We start from the raw sequence: 22,888 nt of genomic DNA on the forward strand, positions 1-22,888 counted from the left end.
TACTTTGGAAAAATGAAGCCTGAACTCTGCGATCGACCCGCGACGGAACTGCGCCAGGAAATACTCGACGGCCACCTCAGCGCCCGCGAGTTGCTGGCCACGCATATCGAGCGCATCGGGCAGTGCAATCCGAGCGTGAACGCCTTGGTCACTCTGGATCTGGAGACCGCCATGGAAGAGGCGGGCCGAGCCGACGATCGCCGGGCGCGTGGCGAAACGCTGGGCCTGCTGCACGGCCTGCCCATCGTGCACAAGGACTGCTTCCTGACACGCGGCATGCGCACCACGCAGGGCTCTCCGCTCTACCGTGACCACGTTCCCGCGGTCAGCAGCCTGCTGGTGCAGCGCCAGCAGGCGGCCGGCGCCATCACGCTGGGCAAGAGCAACATTCCCGAATTCTGTGCGGGCTCGCACACGGTCAACACCCTTTTTGGTGCAACGCGCAATCCCTATGACCTGAGCCGGTCGGCCGGCGGCAGCAGCGGCGGTGCAGCGGCCGCGCTGGCATGCGGCATGACGGCATTGGCCGACGGCAGTGACATGGGCGGCTCGCTGCGCAACCCGGCTTCCTTCTGCAACGTGGTGGGACTGCGCCCTTCGCCGGGGCGGGTGCCGCAGTGGCCGTCGCTCAATCCGAACAATGCGCTGACGGTGGTCGGGCCGATGGGCCGGACCGTCGCCGACGTCGCCTTGCTGCTGGCCGCCATGGCCGGGCCGGATGCGCGGGATCCGCTGTCCATCGAGCAGGACCCAGCGGCCTTCCTGGGTTCGCTGGAGCGCGACGTGGCCGGCACCCGTGTCGCCTTTGCACCCACCTGGGACGGCCTGCCGGTCGATCCGGCCGTGCGGCGGGTGATCGAGGCGCAGGTGCCGGTGCTCGAAGCCATGGGCGCCCGTGTAGAGCAAGCCTCCCCGGACTTCTCCCAGGCCGACCATGCGTTCCAGACGCTGCGCGGCGTGGCCTTCGAACTGGCTTACGGTGAGCTCGCCGACCGGCATCCGGAGGCCTTCAAGCAGGCGATCCACTGGAACATCGGCGTGGGCCGCAGCGCTGGGGGCGTCGACGTCGCCCGCGCCGAAAGAGCCCGCGCTGCGCTGTTTCAGCAGATGCACGGCTTCATGCAGGACCACGACTTCCTGATCGGCCCGGTCAGCCAGGTCGCACCGTTTCCGGTGGAGTGGGAATCCGTGCACGAAATCGACGGCACGCCGATGCACCACTACATCGACTGGATGCGCTCGGGCTACTACCTGTCGGTCACCGGTCACCCCGCCATCTCGGTTCCCTGCGGCTTTACCGACGACGGCCTGCCGGTTGGCCTGCAGATCGTTGGCCGCTACCGCCAGGAGCGTGCGCTGCTCGAATTCGCCCATGCCTTCGAGCAAGCGGTCCCGTGCCGCGATCGCCGGCCGCCGCTGCTTTCCAGATCCTGAATTTTCGATTTCCGTCCCGTCCGTCAACCAACCTTCTTCATTACTGGAGTCTTCGCATGAAAAAACTCATCAGCACCGCCCTGGCCGCTTTGGCCGTCGTCGGCGCCGCGCCCGTCCTGGCCGACACCTATCCGTCCAGGCCGGTGACGCTGATCGCGCCGTTCCCGCCCGGCGGCTCGACAGACGTGCTGGCGCGCATCCTCGCCACCCGCCTGGGTGCCCGTCTGGGCCAGCCGGTGGTGATCGAGAACAAGCCGGGCGCCAACGGCTCCATCGGCGCTTCGGCGGCAGCACGTGCCAAACCCGACGGCTACACCATCCTGCTGATGGGTGGTTCGTCGTACACGGTCAATTCGCTGCTCTACAAGAACATGGGCTACGACCCGCTGGCCAGCTACGAATACCTGGGCATCGCAGGTGGCACGCAACTGGTGATGCTCACCAACCCCACGACCGGCATCGCCAGCATCAAGGACGTGGTGACCAAGTCGGCCACGGAGCCCTTGAGCTTCGGCTCCTTCGGCACCGGCTCGCTGCCGCACATCGCCGGTGAATACTTCTCGCAGAAGACCGGCGCGAAGCTGGTGCACGTGCCCTACAAGGGCAGCGCCCCGGCCATGACCGACCTCATCGGCAACCAGATTCCGCTGACCATCGAGACCATGGTCGCGGCCATGCCGCAGATCCGGGGCGGCAAGGTCAAGCCGGTCGCGGTGCTCGGCGCCAAGCGCGCGGTGCAACTGCCCGACGTGCCGACCATGCAGGAAAGCGGCGTGTCGGACTTCGACTTCGAGACCTGGTTCGGCATCGTCGCGCCCAAGGGCACGCCGGCCGACGTGGTGGATCGCCTGTCGCGCGAGCTCAAGGACATGATGGCCGAGAAGGCCACACACGAAGCCCTGGACGCCGCCGGCTTCGACCCGCGCTATTCCGACGCGCGCCAGTTCCGCGACCAGGTGCAGCGTGAGCTCAAGCGCAACGCCCGCATCATCGAAGCAGCCAAGATCCACGCGGACTGACGCTCGATGACCCACATTGCCTTGCTCAGCCAGACCTCGAAGCTCGAATACCTGGGGCCGATGCTGCAACACGCCTTGCCGCAGGCGCGCTATTCGGTCTGGCCCGACCCGGCCTGCCTCGATGCCGAGGTGGCCGTCTGCTGGAACACGCCGCCCGGCCTGTACGAACGCATGCCACGGCTGCGGCTGGTGCACAGCATCGCAGCGGGCGTCGACAACATCCTGCCCGGCGCCGCAAGCGCCGGTCTGCCGGTGTGCCGGGTGGTCGACGAGGGCCTGACGCGCGGCATGGTCGAGTACGTGATGTGGGCCGTGCTGCACTTCCATCGCGGCTTCGACATCGCCTTGCGCCAGCAACGCGACCATCACTGGAGCCGGCCCAAGCTGCGGCCGGCCGCGGAATGCCGTGTCGGCGTGATGGGCCTGGGCGCGCTCGGCCGCGCCGTGGCGGCCAAGCTGCTGGCCGAGGGCTATGCCGTGTCCGGCTGGTCGCGCGGCCTGCACGCCATCGACGGCGTGACGACCCACGCCGGCCAGGACGGCCTGCAGGACTTTCTCGGCGCCACCGACATCCTCGTCAACCTGCTGCCGCTGACCGACGACACCCGCGCGATCCTCGGCCGGGAGCTCTTCGAGCGCCTGCCGCAGGGTGCCTGCGTGATCGGCTGCGGCCGGGGCGAGCACCTGGTCGCGGACGACCTCGTTGCCGCGCTGCACAGCGGCCATCTGCGTGGCGCCGTGCTCGATGTGTTTCCCCAGGAACCGCTCGAGGCGGTCAGCCCGCTGTGGGACATGCCGCAGATCGTCGTCACGCCGCACATGGCCACCATGGCCTTGCCGCAGGCCGTGGTACAGCAGGTGTCCGAGAACATCCGCCGCCTGCACAGCGGCCAGCCGCTGCTCAACCAGGTGGACGCCGGGCGCGGCTACTGAAGACCGGCGCAACCGCCATCCAAGACCTCATGTACACACCCAAAGCCTACGAAAACCACGATCGGGCAGAGCTGCACCGCCACATGCGCGAGTGGAGCTTCGCCACCCTCGTCACCCACGGCGCGTCGGGCACGCAGGCCACCCACCTGCCGTTTCTGCTCGACGCCGACGACAGCCCCCATGGCACGCTCACCACGCACCTCGCACGCGCCAACGGCCAACTGGCCGACCTGCTGGCCGGCTGCCCCGCGCTGGTGATCTTCCAGGGCCCGCACGCCTTCATATCGCCGAGCTGGTATGACAACCAGCTCACCTTTCCGACCTGGAACTACGCGGCCATCCACGCCCGTGGCACGCCCGCCTGTATGGAAGGCCCGGAGGCGGTGCGCGAGGTGCTCGACCGCACCGTGCGCCAGTACGACGAGCCCCTGGGCGGCGCCTGGCGCTTTCCGGAGATGCCGGCCGAGATGATCGCCACGCGGCTGCGGGCCATCGTCGCGGTGCGCATTCCCATCGAGTCGCTGGAAGGCAAATACAAGTTCAACCAGGACAAATCACCGGCCGACCGCCAGGGCGTCATCCGCGCGCTGGAAAGCTCGACCGACCTCGACGACCGCGCGACCGCCGCATTCATGCGCAAGCGAGAAAAACCATGAGCTCCGACATCCAGGCCATCGAAACGGCCGTGCAGCATTACTTCGACGGGCTCTACGAGGGCGACGTCGAAAAGCTCGGCCGCGTCTTCCATCACAAGGCCAGTCTTTTCATCGCCGCTGAGGGCGCGCTCGTGGCCTTGCCGGTGCCGGATTGGTTCGCCAAGGTGGCCGCACGGCCGTCGCCGCAGTCGCTCGGTGCGCCGCGCGCCGACCGGATCCTGATGATCGACCGCACCGGCCCGGTCAACGCCATGGTGAAGATCGCCTGCCTGTTCGCGCCCAAGGCTTACGTCGACTACCTGTCTTTCATCCACTTCGAAGGCCGGTGGCAGATCGTCGCCAAGAGCTACTGCGAAAGCCCCTGAGATCCGCCCCGGGGCGCGGCGCCTAACTGGCCACCAGGCCCAGGAAGCGCAAGACGTCGCGGCGCACTGGCGCCATCCAGCGCAAGGGCGTGCCCAGGCTGCCCACCAGGGTCACGTGGTTCACCCGCGGATAGCGCTTGAAACTCACCTCGACCCCGGCCGCACGCAGTCGCTCCGCCAGGCCGGCGCTGTTGCGGTCGGGATCGACGGTGTCGTCCCGATCGGCCGCCAGCAGCAGGGCGGGTGGTGACTGCGGCGTGACGTGGGCGATGGGCTGGGAGTCGGCCGGCGTCGCGGGCCATTCGAAGGCCGCTCGGGTCATCGGCTCATCGATCGGCAGAAAGTCATAAGGGCCCGCCAGCCCGATCCAGGCCGAGACTCGGCGTGGCGACAGGCCGACCGCCTGCAGCCAGCGCGGGTCGAGCGCCAGCATGGCAGCGTTGTAGGCGCCCGCGCTGTGCCCCATGAGCACCAGCCGGTCGGGGTCGGCGCCGTAGCGGTCGGCATGGTTCACGGCCCAGCGCACCGCCTGCGCGCAGTCTTCCAGGAAGGTCGGATACCGCACGCCGGGACTGAGCCGGTAATCCGGAATCGCCACCACCGCACCCGCGCCGGCCAGCGCCTCGCCGACGAAGCGGTAGTCGGCGCGCTGGCCGGTCGTCCAGTTGCCGCCGTAGAAAAACACGACCAGCGGCGGCCGGGGTGATGCCGCCGCCGCCGATCTGCTTGGCTGGTACACGTCGATGCGCTGCCGAGAGAGCGCGCCGTAGGCCAGTCCAATGTCGGCGCGGTAGTTGTCGCGCGGCACCAGTGCGTCAAGCACCTGGACGGCGGAACAGCCGGTCAGCAGCGGGGCGGCAGCAGCCGCGAGGAGCGTGCGTCGTGGCAGGTAGGTGGCATGAATCATGACAACCCTACGCACCGCCGGCCGGGTTGGATGAGGGGCGCCAGCAACGGTCGCCGGTTCGATCCTGGAAGTCAGGCGGTTCGCGGTGGCCCTATCTGCTTTAGTCAGCAGACGTCTTCAACACGCTGCCTCCACGCCGCCAGAACGCGGCCAGGGCTGAGGCTGCTGCAAAAACGAGCATCACCAGGACCAACGCGCGCGGCGTCTTGTCGGGCAGCGCGGCCAGCAGCAGCGAGGACACGATGCCGCTGCCGTACTGCAGCGAGCCGATCAGCGCAGCGGCCGAGCCGGCGAGTTCGGGCACCACGGCGTCGAGCGCGGCGGCGGTCGCGCTCGCCGCGATGATGCCGTTCATCGAAAAGAACAGCAGCACCGGCACCACGATGGCCGGCAGGCCGCCGACCTGCAGAAGCGTCAGTCCTGCCGCCGCCAGCATCGCGAGTGCCGCCACGGCCGTGGCGCCGCGCAGCAGGGTGTCGAGCCGGTAACGGCCGACCAGCCGGCGGTTGACGAAGCTCACCGCCATCAGCCCGACGATGTTGATCGCGAACAGCCAGCCGTAGTGCTGCGGCGACACGTCGAAATACTCGATGTAGGCGCGTGGGGAGCCTGCGATGAATGCGTAGGCGCTGACGTAGAACAGCGTCACGCACAGCGTGTAGCGCATGAAGACACGGTTTCCGAGCAGCCCGCGGTAGTCGGCGAAGGCCACGCGCAGGCGCGAGGTGGTGCGGCGTTCGACGGGCAGCGATTCCGGCAGCCGCCGCAAGGCCATCAACATGACCACGCCGATGGCGGCCAGCAGCCAGAAGATGAGATGCCAGGAGCCCAGGCGCACGATCTGCCCGCCCAGCAGCGGCCCGACGATGGGTGCGATCGCCATGATCATGGTGAGCGTCGACAGCGTCTGCGCCGCCATGGTGCGGGGGTAGAGGTCGCGCACCATGGCGCGGGCCAGCATGGGTCCGGTGCAGGCACCGAAGGCCTGGAACATGCGCCAGAAGACCATCTGCCCCATGGTCTGCGACATCGCGCAGCCGATCGAGCCGACCACGAAGATGCCCACTCCCAGCACCAGCGGGCGCAGTCGTCCAATGCGGTCGCTGACCGGTCCCCAGAAGAGCTGCGCCAGCGCGAAACCGACGAGAAAGCTGGTGATGGTCAGCTCGATGTCGCCCAGCAGGTCGCGTTGCATGCGTGGCATGGCGGGCAGGTAGATGTCGGTGGACAGCGAGGTGAAGGCCATCAGCGCGCCCAGCACCAGCAGCAGGCGCAGCTCGCTCGCCGGTGCGGGCGGCGTCATGGTGGTCGATGGGGACATCAGGCCGCCTGCTCGCGCCGGGACAGGGCGAGGGGATTGCCTGTAAGGAAAGTGGTGGAGGCGATGGGGGCCGCGTAGCCGGGGATTTTCATGAAGGGAGTTCCGCTGGAGCGGCGATGGCCCGAGGCCAATGCCGCCAAAGCGGTCGACTCTAAACAGCGCGGCCTGCTCGCACTAGACGGCAAAGGCTTGAAGCATCGTCAAGCCCTGCTTGCCAATGCGTGTCACTGCGGCACGTTCAACGAACTGCCGCTGAATCCGATCCGGTCGGCCGCCGCCGGCGCCGTGGCGATCGCCGGCACGTTGGCGGCGGTGAGCGCCGGTGCCGCGCCGGGCGAGCCACCGCGCGGCGTGGCGCGCACCACCTGGCTCGGTGGCAGGGCGGCGCCGCTGCGCAGGTTGGCGTACATCGCGTCCATGGCGCGGACGAAGTACACATGCAACGGCACGAAGCGGTTGTCGAAGCCCGACAGCGACAGGAAGCCGTCGAAATGCTGGGCGTTGGTCACCTCGATGTAGCCGAGCCGGGTGCTCGACGACTCCAGCGCGCGGTTGAGCGCGGTGTAGGCGCGGGCGTTGTTGTTGAGCGGGATCAGCGTGTCGTTGCGGCCGGCCACGATCAGCGTAGGTTTGGCGCCCAGCCGGCCGTTGAGCAGCACTTCGGCGATGCCGGCGCGCACCGCCTGGCTCTGCGCCAGGGTGGGTCGGGTGGAGGTGGCGGTGGCCGTCAGCGATGCGCCGGTCTCGTCGACGCCGGTGACCAGCGCGCGCTGGCACAGGGCGTTGTCCAGGCCGAAGTCCTGCGCGTTGGTCGACACCGAGGTGGCGATGTTCCATACCCGCGCGCCGCCCACCGAGTCGTTGTAGACGACCGACGCCGGCGTGCCGTTGGAGGTGCCGTTGGCCAGCGCGAAGCTCTGCGCCAGGGTGTTGGCGTTGGCCCGCACCGGAGCGCCGGTGCCGTCGACCTGGGCAAAGCTGGTGTTGCAGACGTTGTCGAGCACCGAGAAGCGGCCGTAGCTCAGCGGGTACATGGCCGACAGGATGGGGCCGTTGCCCAGGCCGTAGTGGGCGTTGTGCAGCAGGTCGCTGTCGGCGGTCCAGCCGAAATTGCGCAATTTGTTCAAGGCGTCCAGCGCCTGCGCGGCGGTGTCGGCACCGGTCACCAGGCCCTTGGCCGCCAAGCCTGCGCAGCGGGCGGTGGCGCGAGCGGTCTGGCCCGAGAAAGCGAGGTAATTGAAGACCGACGTTTCGGTCATGGTCGCCGGTGCGGCCAGAGCGGCGCAGGGCTGGTAGACGTTGCCGAAGGTGGTGAAGTCGGCGAGCGTCCTGCCGTAGGTCGCCACGGCCGCGCCCCCGACCGTGATGCCGTAGCCGGCAGTGGTGGGCATCTCGGTGACCGGTTCGCCTGCCACCACGCCGTCGATGAGGCTGTTGGTGTCCTGCTCGGCGGCATGCAGCACGGCGGCGCCGCCATTGGAAACCGAGCCGGCGATCACCAGCGTGTTGGCCGAGGTGAACGGTGCCGGATTGCCGTCGGTGCCGAAGCGCACGTTGAGCACATAAAGGGCGTAGGCGGCCGCGGCCAGGGTGTCGTTGCCCCAATCCTTCTCGGGGTTGAGCTGCGAATGCACCTGCTTGAGCGCCAGGCGGTTGGGCAGCAGCGCGTTGTAGGCGGCACGGGCCGCGTCGGTGATGTTGGCGGCGAAGTGCGACAGAGCACCGGCGGCGGCGCGCGTGGCCCGGGGGCCGTCGACGCGGTTCACCGTGTCGTCGGTCGGGTCGTAGATGCCGACGCCCTTGCCGGCATCGGTGAGGGCCACTGCGCAGCCGTGCTTCAGACCCCATTCGGCCGAGGTGCCGATGGCGCCGTAGAGCCCGCGCGAGCCCGACGACGGCCCGAGCACGATGCACGGCGCGGCCGTATCGAAGCTGTCGGGCACCTGGACGGCGACCGGCACCCGCTTGCGGCCGCTGCCGTCGTCGAGCACTGCCAGGTATTCACGTCCGGGAATCAGGCCCTCGCCGGTGGTCGCAACGCCGTCGGTGCCCACGTTGGGGCCGTAGAACGTGCCGAAGCCGCCGGCCACGGTGATGTCGACCAGCCCACGGTAGTTGCTGTGGATCGCGTTGCGGCGCAACTCCAGCGCGGTGGGTGCCGCGGGATCGGCATAGGCCGGGGCCGCCGCCGCCAGCCCGGTGCGGCCGAGCCCGCCGGTGAGCAGGTCCTGGGTGGCGGCGCTGTTGCCGGCAGCCGGCGCGGTAGCGGAAAAGACGGTGACGCTGACCGGCGTGAGGTTGGCCGGCAGCGTGTTGACTCCCGTGGCGTCGTTGCTGCCGCCGCAGGCCGCCAGCAGCAGGGCGGGCAGGGTGGCCAGGGCGCCCAGGCCGGGGCGCAGTTTATGGCTCGGCTGTCGGGCTGGGTCCGGAAGGGAAGTCCGCATCGTCGTCTCCGTTTTTTTGTACGGCGCATATCAAAGCCGCAAACGGGCGCGGACGCACTAGCGTTAACGCGATGGTGGACATCGTCGCGCCGGCCCATGCGGCCGTGCAGCGGGCAGGGCGCCGGTCAGTGCGCGCCGGCGAGCGCCTCGCGCGGCGCGACCTGGCTGCGGCAGGCGATCAGGTAGGCGTCGCGGGTGCTCTGGATGTGGCCCCGCAGGATGGTCTGCGCGCGCCGGGTGTCGAGGTTGCGGATCGCCTCGACCACCACCTGGTGGTTGTCCTGGCAGTGGGTGACCTGCTCGTTCTCGACCGGCAGGCGGTAGCGCAGGGCGGTGATCTGGGCGGAGATCAGCTTGGCCGCGTCCTTCAGGTAGCCGTTGTCGCAGTGCTCGACCAGGGCGCTGTGGAATTCGGTGTCCAGGCGCGGAAAAGCGGCGTGGTCGTTGCGGGCGAAGGCCGCGCCCATGTCGTCGAGGCAGCGGTCGAGCGCCTGCACCAGCGCGGCGTGGTTGTGCTTCATCGCGTCGGCCAGCGCCTCGCACTCGATCATCGAGCGGAACTGACAGATGTGCGCCACCTCGGTCTCGTTGAGCTGGAACACGAAGGTGCCGCGCTGGGGATGGATGGCCACCAGCCCTTCGAGACGCAGCCGCAGCAAGGCCTCGCGCACGGGAGTCTTGCTCATGCCCAGCATCGCCGCCACGCCCGATTCCGACAGGGCCTGCCCGAACTGCAGCGGGCCGGTGACGATGGCGTTGCGGATGCGCTCGACCGCCAGGTCGGTGAGCGACTTGGGGCGTTCGACGGGTTCGGTGAAGTTCATGGGACGCCTTCTGTGGGATTGGCAAATGCTAGCACCCGGCCTGCGGGAATTGAGACGAAATGTTGGGGTTGTTCATCTGCTGTGGCAGACAGCAGCGACACGCACATCGCTGTATTGGTTGCGCATTGTCCCGGAAAACACCCCGGCGCGTCATTGACGCCGATGGCCAGGCAGACACGGGTTTTCCACTAATGGCAGATCTGATATGTTAGATACGATCCGATCCGTCACAACAACAACGACGTGGGTCCGGCATGCATCCGGCCTCGGGGACAGCCATGAAAAGATTGCAGAAGCTCGCCGAACTGGTGTTGGTTGCCGGCCTGGCCGGCATGGTGCTGATGGTGTTCGGCAACGTGGTGCTGCGCTATGGCTTCTCCTCGGGCATCACCTTCTCGGAGGAGGTGTCGCGCTTTCTCTTCGTGTGGATCACCTTTCTCGGCGCCATCCTCGCGTTCGCGCAGCGCGGCCACATCGCGATGGAAACGCTCACCAGCCGCCTGCCCGCACCGGCCCAGCGCGGCGTGGCCATCGCCTCGGCTTTCCTGATGCTCGGCTGCTGCGTGCTGATGGTGATCGGCGGATGGAACCAGACGCTGATCAACCTGCATAACTTCGCGCCGGTCTCCGGCATTCCGCGCGGCGCCATCTACGCCGCCGCGGTGACGGCCGGCGTCTGCCTGGGCCTGCTGATCCTGCGCGACCTCTGGCGGCTGCTGAGCGGCGCGCCCCTGCACCAGTTCGAGCAGCGCTCGGCCACCGAATAAGCGTCGAGAGAGCCACCGGACATGACTGTCTTCATCTTCATCTCCTCCCTGCTCGCGGCGATGTCCCTGGGCATGCCGATCGCCTTCGCGCTGATGGTCTGCGGCGCCGCGCTGATGTGGCAGGTGGGCATCTTCGACGCGCAGGTGCTGGCGCAGAACCTGGTCGACGGCGCCGACAGCTATCCGCTCATGGCCGTGCCGTTCTTCCTGCTGGCCGGCGAGCTCATGAATGCCGGCGGCCTGTCGCGCCGCATCGTCGAGGCGCTGCTGAGCCTGGTGGGGCATGTGCGCGGCGGCCTGGGCTACGTGGCGATCATCGCGGCGCTGGTGCTGGCCAGCCTGTCGGGCTCGGCGATCGCCGACACCGCGGCCCTGGCCGCGCTGCTGATTCCGATGATGCGCAACGCCGGCTACAACGTGCCGCGCTCGGCCGGCCTGCTGGCCGCCGGCGGCGTGATCGCGCCGGTGGTGCCGCCCTCGATCGGGCTGGTGCTCTTCGGTGCGGTGGCGGGCGTGTCGGTCAGCAAGCTGTTCATCGCCGGCATCGTGCCGGGGTTGACCATGGCGCTGGCGCTGATGATCACCTGGTGGCTGCTGTGCCGCCAGGACGCCTCGCCGGTGCTGGCGCGCAAGTCGCGGTCGGAGACGGTCGCGTCGGTGCGCCAGGCGGGCTGGGCGCTGATCCTGCCGCTGATCATCATCGTCGGCGTGAAATTCGGCGTGTTCACACCCACCGAGGCCGGCGTGGTTGCGGTGGTGGCCGCCGCGCTCATCGGCCGCTTCGCCTATGGCGAACTGAGCGGCGCCAAGCTCTATCACGGCATGGTGGCGGCGGCCCGGACGTCGGCGGTGGTGATGTTCCTGGTGGCCGCCGCGCTCATCTCGGCCTGGCTGATCACGGTGGCCAACATCCCGGACCAGCTCATCTCGCTACTGCAGCCCTTCATCGACCGGCCGGTGCTGCTGATGGTGTTCATGCAGGTCATCGTGCTGGTAGTGGGCACCGCGCTCGACTTCACGCCCACCATCCTGATCCTGGCGCCGGTGCTGATGCCGCTGGTCAAGCAGGCGGGCATCGACCCGGTGTACTTCGGCGTGATCTTCGTGATGAACAACGCCATCGGCCTGCTGACGCCGCCGGTGGGCAATGTGCTCAACGTCGTCTGCTCGGTCGGCAAGGTGCCGATGGACGACGTCATCCGCGGCGTGCTGCCTTTCCTGTTCGCGGAATTCGTGGTGCTGATCCTCATGAGCCTGTTCCCGGTGCTCGTGCTGGGGCCGCTGCGCTGGATGCATTGAGACGACGACGCCATCCAAACCTACAACCAACTGGAGACAAGACATGAACCGATTCCTTTCCAAGATCGCCCTGGCGTTCGGCGCGGCGGGCGTGCTCGCGGCCGGCGGCACGCAGGCCCAGACGGTCGCCAAGTACGCCTACGGCGCCACCGAAGACCATCCCCAGGGCGTGGCCGCACGCAAGTTCGCCGAGCTGGTCAAGGCCAAGACCGGCGGCCGCATCACGGTCAACACCTACGGCAGCGGCAAGCTCGGTTCCGACCCCTCGCTGCAGTCGCAGGTGCAGGGCGGCACGCTCGAATTCATGACCGGCCCGACCTCGAATTTCGTCGGCCTCATCAAGGGTTTCGCGCTGTTCGACCTGCCTTATCTGGTCACCAATTACAGGGAGGCCGACGCACTGCTCGATGGGCCCCAAGGCCAGGCGTTGCTGGCCCGACTCGACAGCGTGGGCCTGGTCGGGCTGGGCTACCAGGAAAACGGCTTTCGCAGCGTCACCAATTCCAAGCACCCCATCAACAAGCTCGAAGACCTGGCCGGCCTGAAGATCCGGGTGATCCAGAACCCGGTCTTCATCGACACCTTCAAGGCCCTGGGCGCCAACCCCTTGCCGCTGCCCTACACCGAGCTGTATGGCGCACTCGAATCGCGGGCGGTCGACGCGCAGGAGAACCCGGTCGGACTCATCGACTCCGGCAAGTTCTACGAAGTGCAGAAATACCTGTCGCTCACCGGCCACGTGTATTCGCCCTTCATCGTGGTGGGCAGCAAGAAGTGGTTCGACAAGCTCTCCGAAGCCGACCGCACCGCCGTTCGCCAGGCCGCCACCGAGGCCAGCAAATTCATGCGCGAGCTCGAGCGTAAGGAAGAGACCCGGCTGATGGCCGCGCTCAAGGCCAAGGGCCTGCAGATCAACGAACTGCCGCCGGCCGAACTCGCCCGCCTGCGCACCGCGGTCAAGCCGGTGGTAGACAAATACGTCGCCGAGCTTGGCGTGGACATGGGCAAGCTGCAGGAATCGCTGAAGTGAGCCGACAGCCTCTGGTGGTCGCGCTCGACGGCGGCTATTCGTCCTACGACCAGGAAGAAGCCATCTTCGGCGCAGCCGGCGCCCGCTTCGAGATCCGCGCCTGCGAAGGCGACGAAACCCGCGCGATGGCCGCGGTGCGCGGCGCCGACGTGGTCATCGTGCGCGAGACACCGGTGACCCGCGCGGTGATCGGCGCCATGGACGTCTGCCGCGGCATCGTGCGCTCGGGCATCGGCGTGGACAACATCGACCAGCCGGCCGCTCGCGAACGCGGCATCGCCGTGGCCAATGTGCCCGACTACGGCATCGACGAGGTGAGCACCCATGCGGTGGCCCTGCTGCTGGCCGTGATGCGGCAGATCACGCAGCGCGACCGGCACCTTCGTGAAGGGCGTTGGAACGCGCCGCGCAGCCGGCCGATGCTGCGCCTGCGTGGCCGCACGCTGGGGCTGATCGGCTACGGCCGCATCGCCCGCCAGACCCACGAGAAGCTTGCCGGCTACGGATTCGCCCGCGTGCTGGTGAGCGACCCGTCGGCCACCCTGCCGCCGGAGGTGCAGGCCGCCTCGGTCGACGACGTTTTCGCTCAAAGCGACGTGGTCTCGCTGCATGCGCCACTCACTCCGCAGACCCGCCACCTGGTGAACGCCGCGCGGCTGGCGACCATGCGTGACGACGCCATCCTGGTGAACACCTCGCGCGGCGGACTGGTCGACATCGACGCTCTGCACCAAACACTGGCCGCCGGCCGGCTGCTGGGCGCCGGGCTCGACGTGTTCGAGGCCGAGCCGCCCGCGTTCGACCACCCCATCTTCACGCTCGACAACGTCGTGCTCTCCGACCACATCGGCTGGTACAGCGAGGAGTCGATGCGCGATTTGCAGCGCAAGACGGCCGAGGAGGGCGCCCGCATCCTCGCCGGGCAGCGGCCGCTGCACTGGCTCAACCCCTGACATTCCAACGCACATCAACAGGACCATTCCATGAAAGATCTCCTCGAAGGCTTTTCCAAAGTCGCTGTCGCATCGGTGGCCGACGCGGTCGACAAGCTCACCGGCAAGCGCGGCTACATGGACGCGAGCATCAAGCCGCGCACGGTGGACAAGCGCGTCGTCGGCCCCGCCGTCACCGTGCTGGAAGCCGCCACCGACGAATTCCTGCCACCGCAGCATGCGCTGGACCTGATCGACGAAGCGCCGCGTGGCAGTGTGGTGGTCATTTCCATCGGCGGCGGCGAGCCCAACGTGGCGGTCTGGGGCGGCCTGATGACGGCCGGCGCGGTGGCCAACGAGCACGTGGGCGCCATCCTCGACGGCGCGGTGCGCGATCTCGGCGAGATCCGGCGCGACTACGACTTCCCGGTCTATGCCCGCGAGGTCAGCCCGGGCACCACGCTCGGCCGCTACCGCACGGTGGCATCGCAGGTGCCGGTGGTGGTCGGCGGCGTGGTGGTGCATCCCGGCGACATCATCGTGGCCGACATCGACGGCGTGGTGGTGGTGCCCAAGGACCTGGCGCAGGAGGTGCTCGACGCGTCCATCGAGATCGACGAGCGCGAGCTGGAGCAGGCCAGGCTGATCATCGCGGAACGCTCCCTGCGCACCGGCCTGGCCAAGTACGGCCGCATCTGAAGGCACCATGAGTCAAGCCAGCCAGGCCGCCCGCCGCCCCGGGTGCATCGTCTCCATCGGCGAGGCGATGATCGAATTCAACCAGGCCCGCCCCGGCGAGCCGCAGTACGTGCAGGGCTTCGGTGGCGACACCGCCAATTGCCTGGTCGCGGCCGCCCGGCAGGGAGTGCAAACCCGCTACATCTCGGCCATCGGTGACGATACCTTCGGCGCCATGCTGATCGATCTCTGGAAGCGCGAAGGCGTGGACACCTCGCAGGTGCTTGTCGATCCGCAGGCGCCGACCGGCGTGTATTTCGTCACCCACGGCCAGGCCGGCCACCAGTTCGGCTACCTGCGGGCCGGCAGCGCGGCGAGCCGCATCGGCCCGGGTTCGGTGACGCCGGCGGCGCTGGACGGCGCCGCTTTCCTGCACGTTTCGGGCATCACCCAGGCGATCAGCACCAGCGCCTGCGACGCGAGCTTCGTGGCGATGAACCTGGCCCGCGAGCGCGGCGTGCCGGTGGCCTACGACCCCAACCTGCGGCTGCGTCTGTGGCCGCTGGAGCGCGCCCGGGCAGTCATCCGCGAAAGCGTCGGCCTGTCCGACATCCTGCTCGTCAGCTCCGACGACGCCTCGGTGCTCACCGGCGAGCAGACGCCCGACGCCATGCGCGACGTGCTGCTGGCCTGGGGCGCGCGCACCGTGGTGCTCAAACTCGGCGCGCTCGGCGCCACGGTGCATGCGGCTGGCGCCGATCACCATTTCGCCGGCCATGCGGTCGACTGCGTGGACGCCACCGGCGCGGGCGACTGTTTCGCCGGCGCCCTGCTGGCGCGGCTGGCCAGCGGTGACGACATCGTCGCGGCGAGCCGCTACGCCAACGCCGCCGCCGCCCTGTCGACCCGTGGATTCGGCGCCATCGCACCGATTCCGAAGGCCTGCGAGGTGGTGGATTTCCTGAACCGAACCGAAGCAGCCGCATGACTTTCGAGAAAGACCTGTACCTCGGCCGCCAGGTGGTGGTGGTCGGCGGCACCAGCGGCATCGGCCTGGGCATCGCCCGGGCTTTCGCCGCCCACGGTGCGCGCCTGCTCGTCACCGGCGCCATCGCCGCCGAGGTCGACGCCGCGCTGGTGTCCGAAAACGGTTTCGAGGGCGTCGCCGTCGACGTGCGCGACGCGGCCGCGATGCGCGCCCTGTTCGAGGCGCGCCCGGTCGACGTGCTGGTCAACTGTGCGGGCATCACCCGGCGCGACCTGGCCGAGCACGATCCCGAGGTCTTCGCCGAAGTGGTCGACGTCAACCTGGTCGGCATGATGCGCAGCTGCCATGCGGCGCGCCCGGCCCTGGCGCGCAGCGGGGGCTCCATCGTCAATATCGCGTCGATGCTGAGCTTCTTCGGCAGTGCCGGCGTGCCGGCGTATGCGGCGAGCAAGGGCGGCGTGGCGCAGCTCACCAAGTCGTTGGCCATGGCCTATGCGGCCGAGGGCGTCCGGGTGAACGCCCTGGCGCCCGGCTACATCGCCACGCGCCTGACCAACGTGCTGCAGGACGACGCGGCCCGCAGCGGCGCCATCGTGGCGCGCACGCCCATGAACCGCTGGGGCCAGCCGGAGGACGTGGCGCAGGCCGCGCTGTTCCTGGCCTCGCCGGCGGCCTCGTTCATTACCGGCGCCATCGTTCCCGTGGACGGCGGCTACCTCGTCGCCTGAAGCGCGACCGAAAGACTCCCCATGATCGTGCAGCACCCCGGCATTCAGCCCGAGATCGCCATTCCCGCCATGCCCGACGACGAGCGCATCTGGGTGCCCCAGGCGCCGCTGGTGTGGTTCCGGCCGCTCATGTTCAACACCGTCACCGGCGGCTGGTGCAACCTGTTGCGGGTGCGTCGCGCGGGGGTGCTGTCGCGCCACATTCACCCGAGCGCCGTCACCGGCTTCGTGCTCAAGGGCGCCTGGCGCTACCTGGAGCACGACTGGATCGCCAGCGAGGGGTCGTTCGTGTACGAGCCGCCCGGCGAGATCCACACGTTGGTCGTCGACGAGACCGCCGGTGAACAGGAAATGATCACCTTCTTCAACATACAGGGTGCACTGATCTACGTCGACGGCGACGGCCGGCAGACCGGCTACGAGGATGTCTTCTCCAAGATCGAGATGTGCCGGGCGCACTACCGCGAGGTCGGCCTGGGCGCCGATTACGTGGACCGGTTCATCCGCTGACATCCGGTGCCGCCGACCGGCGGCATGCGACAGGTTTCAGGCGAGGAAAACCAATAACGGAGACCAACATGAACAAGGCTTTTTTCCAGCCGAGCCGTCGCGCCATCGTGGCGTGGCTGCCTGCGGCGGCCCTGGCCGCCTCGGGTGTCGCGCATGCACAGGCACGCGACTTTCCCAATAAGCCGATCGAGCTGATCGTGCCCTTCCAGCCCGGTGGCGGCACCGACGCCGTGGCGCGCGCCTATGCGGACGCCGCCCGCAGGCACATCGCGCAGACCGTGCTGGTGGTCAACAAGCCCGGGGCCAGCGGCGCGATTGGCTGGCAGGACCTGATCGCCTCCCGGCCCGACGGCTACCGCATCGCGGTGGTGACGGTAGAACTGGTGACCTTGCCGCCGCTCAACATGGCGAAATTCACCGCTGACGACGTCACGCCGATCGCGCGGTTGAACGCCGATCCGTCGGCGATCACCGTGCGCGCCGACGCGCCCTGGAACAGCATCGAGGAATTTCTTGCCGCCGCGAAGGCCCAGGGCGGCAAGCTCAGCATGGGCAATGCCGGCAACGGCTCGATCTGGCACCTGGCTGCCGCGGCGCTGGAAGACAAGACCGGTGTCAAGTTCAACCACACGCCGTTCCAGGGCGGCGGGCCGGCGGTGCTGGCCCTGATGGGCGGCCACATCGACGCGGTGGCCGTCAGCCCCGCGGAGGTGACGACCTTCGTACAGGCGGGCAAGCTCAGGACGCTCGCCGTCATGGCCGACCAGCGAGTCAAGGGCTTCGAGAAGGTGCCGACCCTCAAGGAGCGTGGCATCGACCTGTCGATCGGCACCTGGCGCGGCCTGGCGGCGCCCAGGAACACGCCGCCCGAGGTGATCGCCTACCTGAAGACGGCGAGCGAGCAGATCGCCAACGAACCCTCGTTCCGCGAGGTGCTCGACAAGCAGAACCTCGGGTTCGCCTATGCCGACGACCAGACCTTCAAAGCCGCGATCGCCAAGGACAGCGCCTTCTTCCGCAACCTGGTGAGCAAGGTCGACATCCGCAACTGAGGCAACCCGCGCGGCCGGCTCCGGCCGCGCCACGCGCCGCCCCGCGTTCGAGCGCCCGCCTGCCCAGGCGGGCGTTTTCGTTTCTGCGGCCCGCTCCGCCAGCCCGATTCCCGACCGGCCGGCCGCCTCACGACAAACCCTTAGAAGTGTTGACACTTGGTGAATAAATGAAAACACTGTAGGCCACAGAGTTCACTTTCGAATCGGATCCGACATGCCCCATCTGCCAGCGTCCCAAGCCTTGCAGCGCTTTCGCGTCATCGATCTCACCCAGGTGCGCGCCGGCCCCACCTGCTGCCGCCAGCTCGCCGACTGGGGCGCCGACGTGGTCCAAGTGCAGATGCCCGAACACATGCGCGGCGACGACACCCTGGGCGGCCAGGACGGCTCCGACTACCAGTACACCCACCGCAACAAGCGCTCGATCACGCTCAACCTGAAGGAGGCCGAAGGCATCGAGACGCTCAAGCGCCTGATCGCCACGGCCGACGTGGTGGTGGAGAACTTCCGGCCGGACGTGAAGTTCCGCCTGGGCATCGACTACGAGTCGCTGGTGGCCGACAACCCGGGACTGGTCTACGCCAGCATCTCCGGCTTCGGCCAGACCGGCCCCCTGGCCACGCGCCCGGGCTTCGACCAGATCGCGCAGGGCATGGGCGGACTGATGTCGGTGACCGGTCAGCCGGGCGACGGGCCGATGCGGGTCGGCATTCCGATCGCCGACCTGTGCGCCGGCATCTTCGCGGCGCAGGGCATCCTGGTGGCGCTGCTCGAACGCGAGGCCTCCGGCCACGGGCAATGGCTGCACACCTCGCTGCTCGAATCGATGGTCTACATGATGGATTTCCAGACCTCGCGCTACCTGATCGACGGCGAGGTCGGCACCCAGGCCGGCAACTTCCATCCGACCAGCATCCCCACCGGTGTCTACAAGGCGCGCGACGGCTACATGAACATCGCCGTCTTCGGCTCCAAGATCTGGGAGCGCTTCTGCAACATCCTCGGCGCGCCGGAGTGGATAGCCGATCCGCGCTACCACGACAAGCCTTCGCGGTCGGTCAACCGCGAGTCGCTCAACGCCGAGATCAACCAGCGGCTGGCCGCCCAGGACCGTGCCCACTGGATCCGCGAATTCAACGACGGCGGCGTCGCTTGCGGACTCATCAGCGACGTGCGCGAAATGCTGGAGGAGCCGCAGATCCAGCACCTGGGCATGGTCAAGGACGTGGTGTCGGCCCGGCTCGGTCCGCAACGCATGGTCGGCCAGCCGGTGCAGCTCGAGCGCACGCCCAGCAGCATCGTGCGCTCGGCACCGCGACGCGGCGAGCACACCGAGGAAATCCTGACCGAACTCGGCCTCGGGTCCGAAGACCTGAGCCGCATGAAAGCCACCGGAGTCTATTGAGCATGAACGCACCCGAATCGTTTCCCACCTACACCTCCACCACCGAGCGGGTCCTGACCTGGCTCGACGGAAGCACCCTGCATATCCGCTTCAACCATCCGGCGCGCCACAACGCCTTGTCGGTCGACATGTGGGAGGCCGTGCCGCCCCTGCTGAACCTGGCGCGCGACGACGATCGGGTGCGGCTGGTGGTGTTCTCCGGCGCCGGCGAAAAGGCCTTCGTGTCGGGCGCCGACATCTCGCAGTTCGAGGACATGCGGGCCGCCCGGGAAGCGGTGAAGCGCTACGAAGCCATGGCCGAGGAGTCGCTGATGAGCATCCACGACTTTCCCAAGCCGACGCTGGCCTGCATCCGCGGCTGGTGCATCGGCGGCGGGGTGAACGTGGCGATCAGCTGCGACATCCGCATCGCCACCGCCGACTCGGTGCTGTCGATTCCCGCGGCGCGCCTGGGCCTGGGCTACCGCTATTCGGCGATGAAGAACCTGGTCGACCTGGTGGGCCCGGGCGTGGCCAAGGACCTGTTCTTCACCGCCCGGCGCATCGACGGCACCGAGGCCCATCGCGTGGGCCTGGTCACCCGTGTCTGCCCGCCCGACGGGCTGGAAGCGCTGCTGGCCGAATACACGGGCGCCATGGCCGAGAACGCGCCGCTGACCATCGCGGCGGCCAAGGCGATCACCCGCGAAATCCTCAAGCCCTCGCCGGAGCTCGACATGGAGCGGTGCAGCGCACTCATCCGCGGCTGCTTCGACAGCGCCGATTACGCCGAAGGCCGCAGCGCCTTCATGCAGAAGCGCAAGCCGGTCTTCACCGGCCACTGAGCCGGCCGCCACCGACCGAAGAAAGAGACGAGGAGACCCCATGCAGTCCTACTGGATGCAGATGACCGACACGACCACCGTGCTCGAGTTGCGCGACACCCCACGGCCTGAACCGGGCGTCGGACAGCTGCTGGTGCGCATGCGTGCCGCATCGCTCAACCGGGGCGAATTCGTGCTGGGCCACGGCCTGCACGGCAAGGCCGGCAGCTGGAAGGCGATCGGCGGCGAAGGTGCCGGCGAGGTGGTGGCCGTCGGCGCCGGTGTGCAGGGCTTCGCGCCCGGCGACCGGGTGATGGGCCGATGCGCCGGCGCGTTCGCGGAATTCGCGCTGATGGAGGTGGACGAGGCGATTGCCATGCCGCAGGCCCTGGGTTTCGAACAGGCCGCCAGCGTGCCGATGACCTTTCTCGTCGCCTTCGACATGCTGGTGCTGCAGGGCCGGCTGCGGGCCGGCGAATGGCTGCTGGTCAACGGCGTGTCGTCGGGCGTGGGCGTGGCGTCGCTGCAGCTCGGCAAGGTGCTCGGGGCGAAAGTCATCGGCACCTCGGGCTCGGCCGAGAAGTTGCGGCTGATGCGCGAGCTGGGCCTCGACGTGGGCATTCAGACCCGCGCGGCCGATTTCGCCGGTCGGGTGATGGAGGCCACTGGCGGCCACGGCGCCGACCTGGTGGTCAACGCGGTCGGCGGCACGGTGTTCGCCGAGAACATCCGTGCCATGGCGTTCGAAGGCCGGCTCGCGACGGTCGGCTACGTGGACGGCGTGGTCCGGGCCGAGATCGACCTGGAGGCGTTGCACGCCCGGCGGCTGACGCTGTTCGGCGTGTCCAACAAATTGCGCACCCGGGCGCAGCGGGCGTCTTCGGTGCCGCGCTTCGTGGCCGAGGTCTTGCCCCACATCGCGGCCGGCCGCATCCGCCCGCAGATCGACCAGGTGATGCCGCTGGCCGAACTGCCGCAAGCCAAGGCCCTGATGGAAGCCGGTAAACACGCCGGAAAGATCGTGTTGCGCATCGACTGAATCGCCCGGCAGCGAGCGCTGCCGACCCATCGAACAAGACGGAGACATTCCATGAACAAACGCCGCCTGATCGTCGTGGCCGCCTGCGCGGCCCTGGCCGGCAACCTCGCGTTGGCCCAGGGCGACGGCTATCCCGCCAAACCGATACGCCTGGTCGTCGGCTTCGCGCCCGGAGGCGCGGCCGACCTGGTGGCGCGGGCCATGAGCGATGCGCTGGGCAAGGCGCTCGGCCAGCCGGTGATCGTCGACAACAAGCCGGGCAACGGTTCGAGCATCGCCGCCGAGATCGTGGCCAAGGCGCCGGCCGACGGTTACACCCTGCTGATCGCCAGCCCGAGCAGCATGTCGGTCAACCCCTCGCTCAATCCCAGGCTGCCGTATGCGGCCCGGGACTTCATCGGCGTCACCAAGATCACCACGTCGCCGCTCGTGCTGGCTGTCAATCCGGCGACCGGCATCCGGTCGGTGCCCGAACTCATCGCCGCCGCGAAGAAGGACCCGGGCAAGCTCAACTATTCGAGCTCGGGCAACGGCTCCGCGCCGCACCTGGGCGCGGCGCTCTTCAGCCAGGTGACCGGCACGGAGATGACGCACATCCCGTTTCGCGGCGGCAGCCTGGCGATCCAGTCGGTGATGGCGGGCGACACCCAGGTCACCTTCGGTACATCGCCCTCGGTGCTGCCGCAGGCCAGCGGCGGCAAGCTGCGTGCGCTGGCGGTCAGCACCCGCGAGCGTTCGCCGCTGGTGCCGGGCATCCCGGGCATGGCCGAGGCCGGATTGCCCGGCTACCACCTCGAGTTCTGGTACGGCATGTTCCTGCCGGCGGGAACGCCCGCGCCTGTCGTGAAGAAGGTCTACGAGGCCACGGTGCAGGCCATGGGCCAGCCGCAGGTGAAGGCCACGCTGGCACGCGACGGCACGGAGGTGTCGGTGTCGGAGTCGCCCGCGAAGTTCGAGGCCTTCCTGGCCGAGGACGGCAAGTTCTGGACGAAGCTGGTCAAAAGCGCGAACGTCAAGGTGGAGTGACGGGCATGCGGGCCGCACCGTGGGGGCCGGCCCACCGGGCACGTTAGGATTTGTCCATGGCGACTCCACCCCTCAGCACGCGCGGCCCCGGCCTGTCGCACACCATCGCGGCCGAACTCAAGGCGCTCATCTATTCCGGTGAGTACCAGCCGGGCGAGCGCATCAACGAGGCGGCGCTGGCCTTGCGCATGGGCACCAGCCGCGGCCCGATCCGCGAGGCGATCAAGGTGCTGGCCGGGCTGGGCATCGTCACCGCCGTGCCCAACAAGGGGGTTTTCGTGCGGCAGCTCTCGCTGCGCGAAATGCTGGAAATCTACGAGCTGCGGGCGCTGGTGTTCGGCTATGCGGCCGAACGTGCCTGCGAGCATCTCACCGAGGCGCACCGCCAGCAGTTCGAGAAGCTGCTCGACGCCATGGACCAGGCCTGCGACAGCGGCGACGGCACGCTCTACTACGAACTCAACCTGCAGTTCCACGCGCTGATCCTGCTGCTGTCGAACAACCAGCGCGCCCGCCAGGCCTACGACGACTACGTCAAGGAGCTGCACCTGGTGCGACGCAAGTATTTCAACGCGCCGGGCAACATGCGCCGCTCCAATGTGGAGCACCGGGCGATCTACGACGCGATGGTGGCCGCGCATCCGGCCAAGGCCCGGCTGGCGGCCGAGCGGCACGTGCAGGCGGGCCGGGTGCGGCTGCTGTCGCAGTACGAAGGGCCGCAGTAAGCC

At 68.5% G+C, this 22,888-nt stretch carries 23 protein-coding genes; 19 read left to right on the forward strand and 4 right to left on the reverse strand.

Going from position 1 to position 22,888, the window contains the following annotated elements; genetic code table 11:
* The first annotated feature begins 12 nt into the window (after window positions 1-12).
* Genes R9X41_RS09820 through R9X41_RS09840 form a run of 5 tightly spaced genes read left to right on the forward strand, consistent with a single transcriptional unit; the run spans window position 13 to window position 4,407 of the window.
* On the forward strand, window positions 13-1,434 hold the full coding sequence (locus R9X41_RS09820; protein WP_318634678.1) for an amidase: 1,422 nt from the start codon (window positions 13-15) through the stop codon (window positions 1,432-1,434).
* A gap of 56 nt (window positions 1,435-1,490) precedes the next feature.
* Window positions 1,491-2,453 (forward strand): Bug family tripartite tricarboxylate transporter substrate binding protein, encoded by a 963-nt coding sequence (locus R9X41_RS09825; protein ID WP_318634679.1) that lies wholly within the window; start codon window positions 1,491-1,493, stop codon window positions 2,451-2,453.
* A gap of 6 nt (window positions 2,454-2,459) precedes the next feature.
* Complete coding sequence (locus R9X41_RS09830; RefSeq protein ID WP_318634680.1) at window positions 2,460-3,386, forward strand: 2-hydroxyacid dehydrogenase; 927 nt, start codon at window positions 2,460-2,462, stop codon at window positions 3,384-3,386.
* 29 nt (window positions 3,387-3,415) lie between these two features.
* Window positions 3,416-4,042: an FMN-binding negative transcriptional regulator gene (locus tag R9X41_RS09835; protein WP_318634681.1), complete on the forward strand. Its 627-nt coding sequence runs from the start codon at window positions 3,416-3,418 to the stop codon at window positions 4,040-4,042.
* The gene (locus R9X41_RS09840; RefSeq protein ID WP_318634682.1) at window positions 4,039-4,407 is read left to right on the forward strand and encodes a nuclear transport factor 2 family protein; all 369 of its coding nucleotides are present in this window, start codon (window positions 4,039-4,041) and stop codon (window positions 4,405-4,407) included. Before R9X41_RS09835 ends, R9X41_RS09840 begins: the two co-directional genes overlap by 4 nt.
* Window positions 4,408-4,429: 22 nt before the next feature.
* On the opposite strand, the gene R9X41_RS09845 is transcribed toward R9X41_RS09840, so the two are convergent.
* The 4 genes from R9X41_RS09845 to R9X41_RS09860 all read right to left on the reverse strand — a co-directional run bounded on the left by R9X41_RS09845 (window position 4,430) and on the right by R9X41_RS09860 (window position 9,903).
* On the reverse strand, window positions 4,430-5,314 hold the full coding sequence (locus tag R9X41_RS09845; RefSeq protein ID WP_318634683.1) for an alpha/beta hydrolase: 885 nt from the start codon (window positions 5,312-5,314) through the stop codon (window positions 4,430-4,432).
* A 100-nt stretch (window positions 5,315-5,414) separates the two neighbouring features.
* Window positions 5,415-6,635, reverse strand: coding sequence for a multidrug effflux MFS transporter (locus R9X41_RS09850; protein ID WP_318634684.1), 1,221 nt, complete (start codon window positions 6,633-6,635; stop codon window positions 5,415-5,417).
* Between the two features lie 224 nt (window positions 6,636-6,859).
* Entirely contained in the window at window positions 6,860-9,079 is a 2,220-nt protein-coding gene (locus tag R9X41_RS09855; protein WP_318634685.1) for a 3-hydroxybutyrate oligomer hydrolase family protein, read from the reverse strand.
* A gap of 125 nt (window positions 9,080-9,204) precedes the next feature.
* On the reverse strand, window positions 9,205-9,903 hold the full coding sequence (locus R9X41_RS09860) for a GntR family transcriptional regulator (protein WP_318634686.1): 699 nt from the start codon (window positions 9,901-9,903) through the stop codon (window positions 9,205-9,207).
* Window positions 9,904-10,181: 278 nt separating this feature from the next.
* Here R9X41_RS09860 and R9X41_RS09865 point away from each other — a divergent pair, with 278 nt between their 5' ends.
* The 14 genes from R9X41_RS09865 to R9X41_RS09930 all read left to right on the forward strand — a co-directional run bounded on the left by R9X41_RS09865 (window position 10,182) and on the right by R9X41_RS09930 (window position 22,885).
* Complete coding sequence (locus R9X41_RS09865; protein ID WP_318634687.1) at window positions 10,182-10,670, forward strand: TRAP transporter small permease; 489 nt, start codon at window positions 10,182-10,184, stop codon at window positions 10,668-10,670.
* A gap of 21 nt (window positions 10,671-10,691) precedes the next feature.
* A complete protein-coding gene (locus tag R9X41_RS09870; protein WP_318634688.1) occupies window positions 10,692-11,969 on the forward strand; it encodes a TRAP transporter large permease in 1,278 nt (425 codons plus the stop codon).
* A 43-nt stretch (window positions 11,970-12,012) separates the two neighbouring features.
* The gene (locus R9X41_RS09875; protein WP_318634689.1) at window positions 12,013-12,999 is read left to right on the forward strand and encodes a TRAP transporter substrate-binding protein; all 987 of its coding nucleotides are present in this window, start codon (window positions 12,013-12,015) and stop codon (window positions 12,997-12,999) included.
* Window positions 12,996-13,952, forward strand: coding sequence for a C-terminal binding protein (locus tag R9X41_RS09880; protein ID WP_318634690.1), 957 nt, complete (start codon window positions 12,996-12,998; stop codon window positions 13,950-13,952). Before R9X41_RS09875 ends, R9X41_RS09880 begins: the two co-directional genes overlap by 4 nt.
* A 30-nt stretch (window positions 13,953-13,982) precedes the next feature.
* On the forward strand, window positions 13,983-14,630 hold the full coding sequence (locus R9X41_RS09885; RefSeq protein ID WP_318634691.1) for an RraA family protein: 648 nt from the start codon (window positions 13,983-13,985) through the stop codon (window positions 14,628-14,630).
* Window positions 14,631-14,637: 7 nt separating this feature from the next.
* Window positions 14,638-15,597: a sugar kinase gene (locus R9X41_RS09890; protein WP_318634692.1), complete on the forward strand. Its 960-nt coding sequence runs from the start codon at window positions 14,638-14,640 to the stop codon at window positions 15,595-15,597.
* Complete coding sequence (locus tag R9X41_RS09895) at window positions 15,594-16,325, forward strand: SDR family NAD(P)-dependent oxidoreductase (protein WP_318634693.1); 732 nt, start codon at window positions 15,594-15,596, stop codon at window positions 16,323-16,325. Before R9X41_RS09890 ends, R9X41_RS09895 begins: the two co-directional genes overlap by 4 nt.
* Before the next feature lie 21 nt (window positions 16,326-16,346).
* On the forward strand, window positions 16,347-16,835 hold the full coding sequence (locus R9X41_RS09900) for a 2,4'-dihydroxyacetophenone dioxygenase family protein (RefSeq protein WP_318634694.1): 489 nt from the start codon (window positions 16,347-16,349) through the stop codon (window positions 16,833-16,835).
* 68 nt (window positions 16,836-16,903) lie between these two features.
* Window positions 16,904-17,887: a tripartite tricarboxylate transporter substrate binding protein gene (locus tag R9X41_RS09905; RefSeq protein ID WP_318634695.1), complete on the forward strand. Its 984-nt coding sequence runs from the start codon at window positions 16,904-16,906 to the stop codon at window positions 17,885-17,887.
* 214 nt (window positions 17,888-18,101) lie between these two features.
* Window positions 18,102-19,292, forward strand: a complete 1,191-nt coding sequence (locus tag R9X41_RS09910; protein ID WP_318634696.1) for a CaiB/BaiF CoA transferase family protein — start codon at window positions 18,102-18,104, stop codon at window positions 19,290-19,292.
* 2 nt (window positions 19,293-19,294) lie between these two features.
* On the forward strand, window positions 19,295-20,116 hold the full coding sequence (locus tag R9X41_RS09915) for an enoyl-CoA hydratase (RefSeq protein WP_318634697.1): 822 nt from the start codon (window positions 19,295-19,297) through the stop codon (window positions 20,114-20,116).
* Window positions 20,117-20,156: 40 nt separating this feature from the next.
* Window positions 20,157-21,134 carry a quinone oxidoreductase family protein gene (locus R9X41_RS09920; RefSeq protein ID WP_318634698.1) on the forward strand — a complete coding sequence of 326 codons (978 nt, stop codon included), beginning with the start codon at window positions 20,157-20,159 and terminating at the stop codon, window positions 21,132-21,134.
* Window positions 21,135-21,185: 51 nt separating this feature from the next.
* On the forward strand, window positions 21,186-22,160 hold the full coding sequence (locus R9X41_RS09925) for a tripartite tricarboxylate transporter substrate binding protein (RefSeq protein ID WP_318634699.1): 975 nt from the start codon (window positions 21,186-21,188) through the stop codon (window positions 22,158-22,160).
* A 56-nt stretch (window positions 22,161-22,216) separates the two neighbouring features.
* Window positions 22,217-22,885 (forward strand): GntR family transcriptional regulator, encoded by a 669-nt coding sequence (locus R9X41_RS09930; RefSeq protein ID WP_318634700.1) that lies wholly within the window; start codon window positions 22,217-22,219, stop codon window positions 22,883-22,885.
* Window positions 22,886-22,888: the final 3 nt, after the last annotated feature.

Source organism: Xylophilus sp. GOD-11R (assembly GCF_033546935.1).
Taxonomy (GTDB): Bacteria; Pseudomonadota; Gammaproteobacteria; order Burkholderiales; family Burkholderiaceae_C; genus Xylophilus.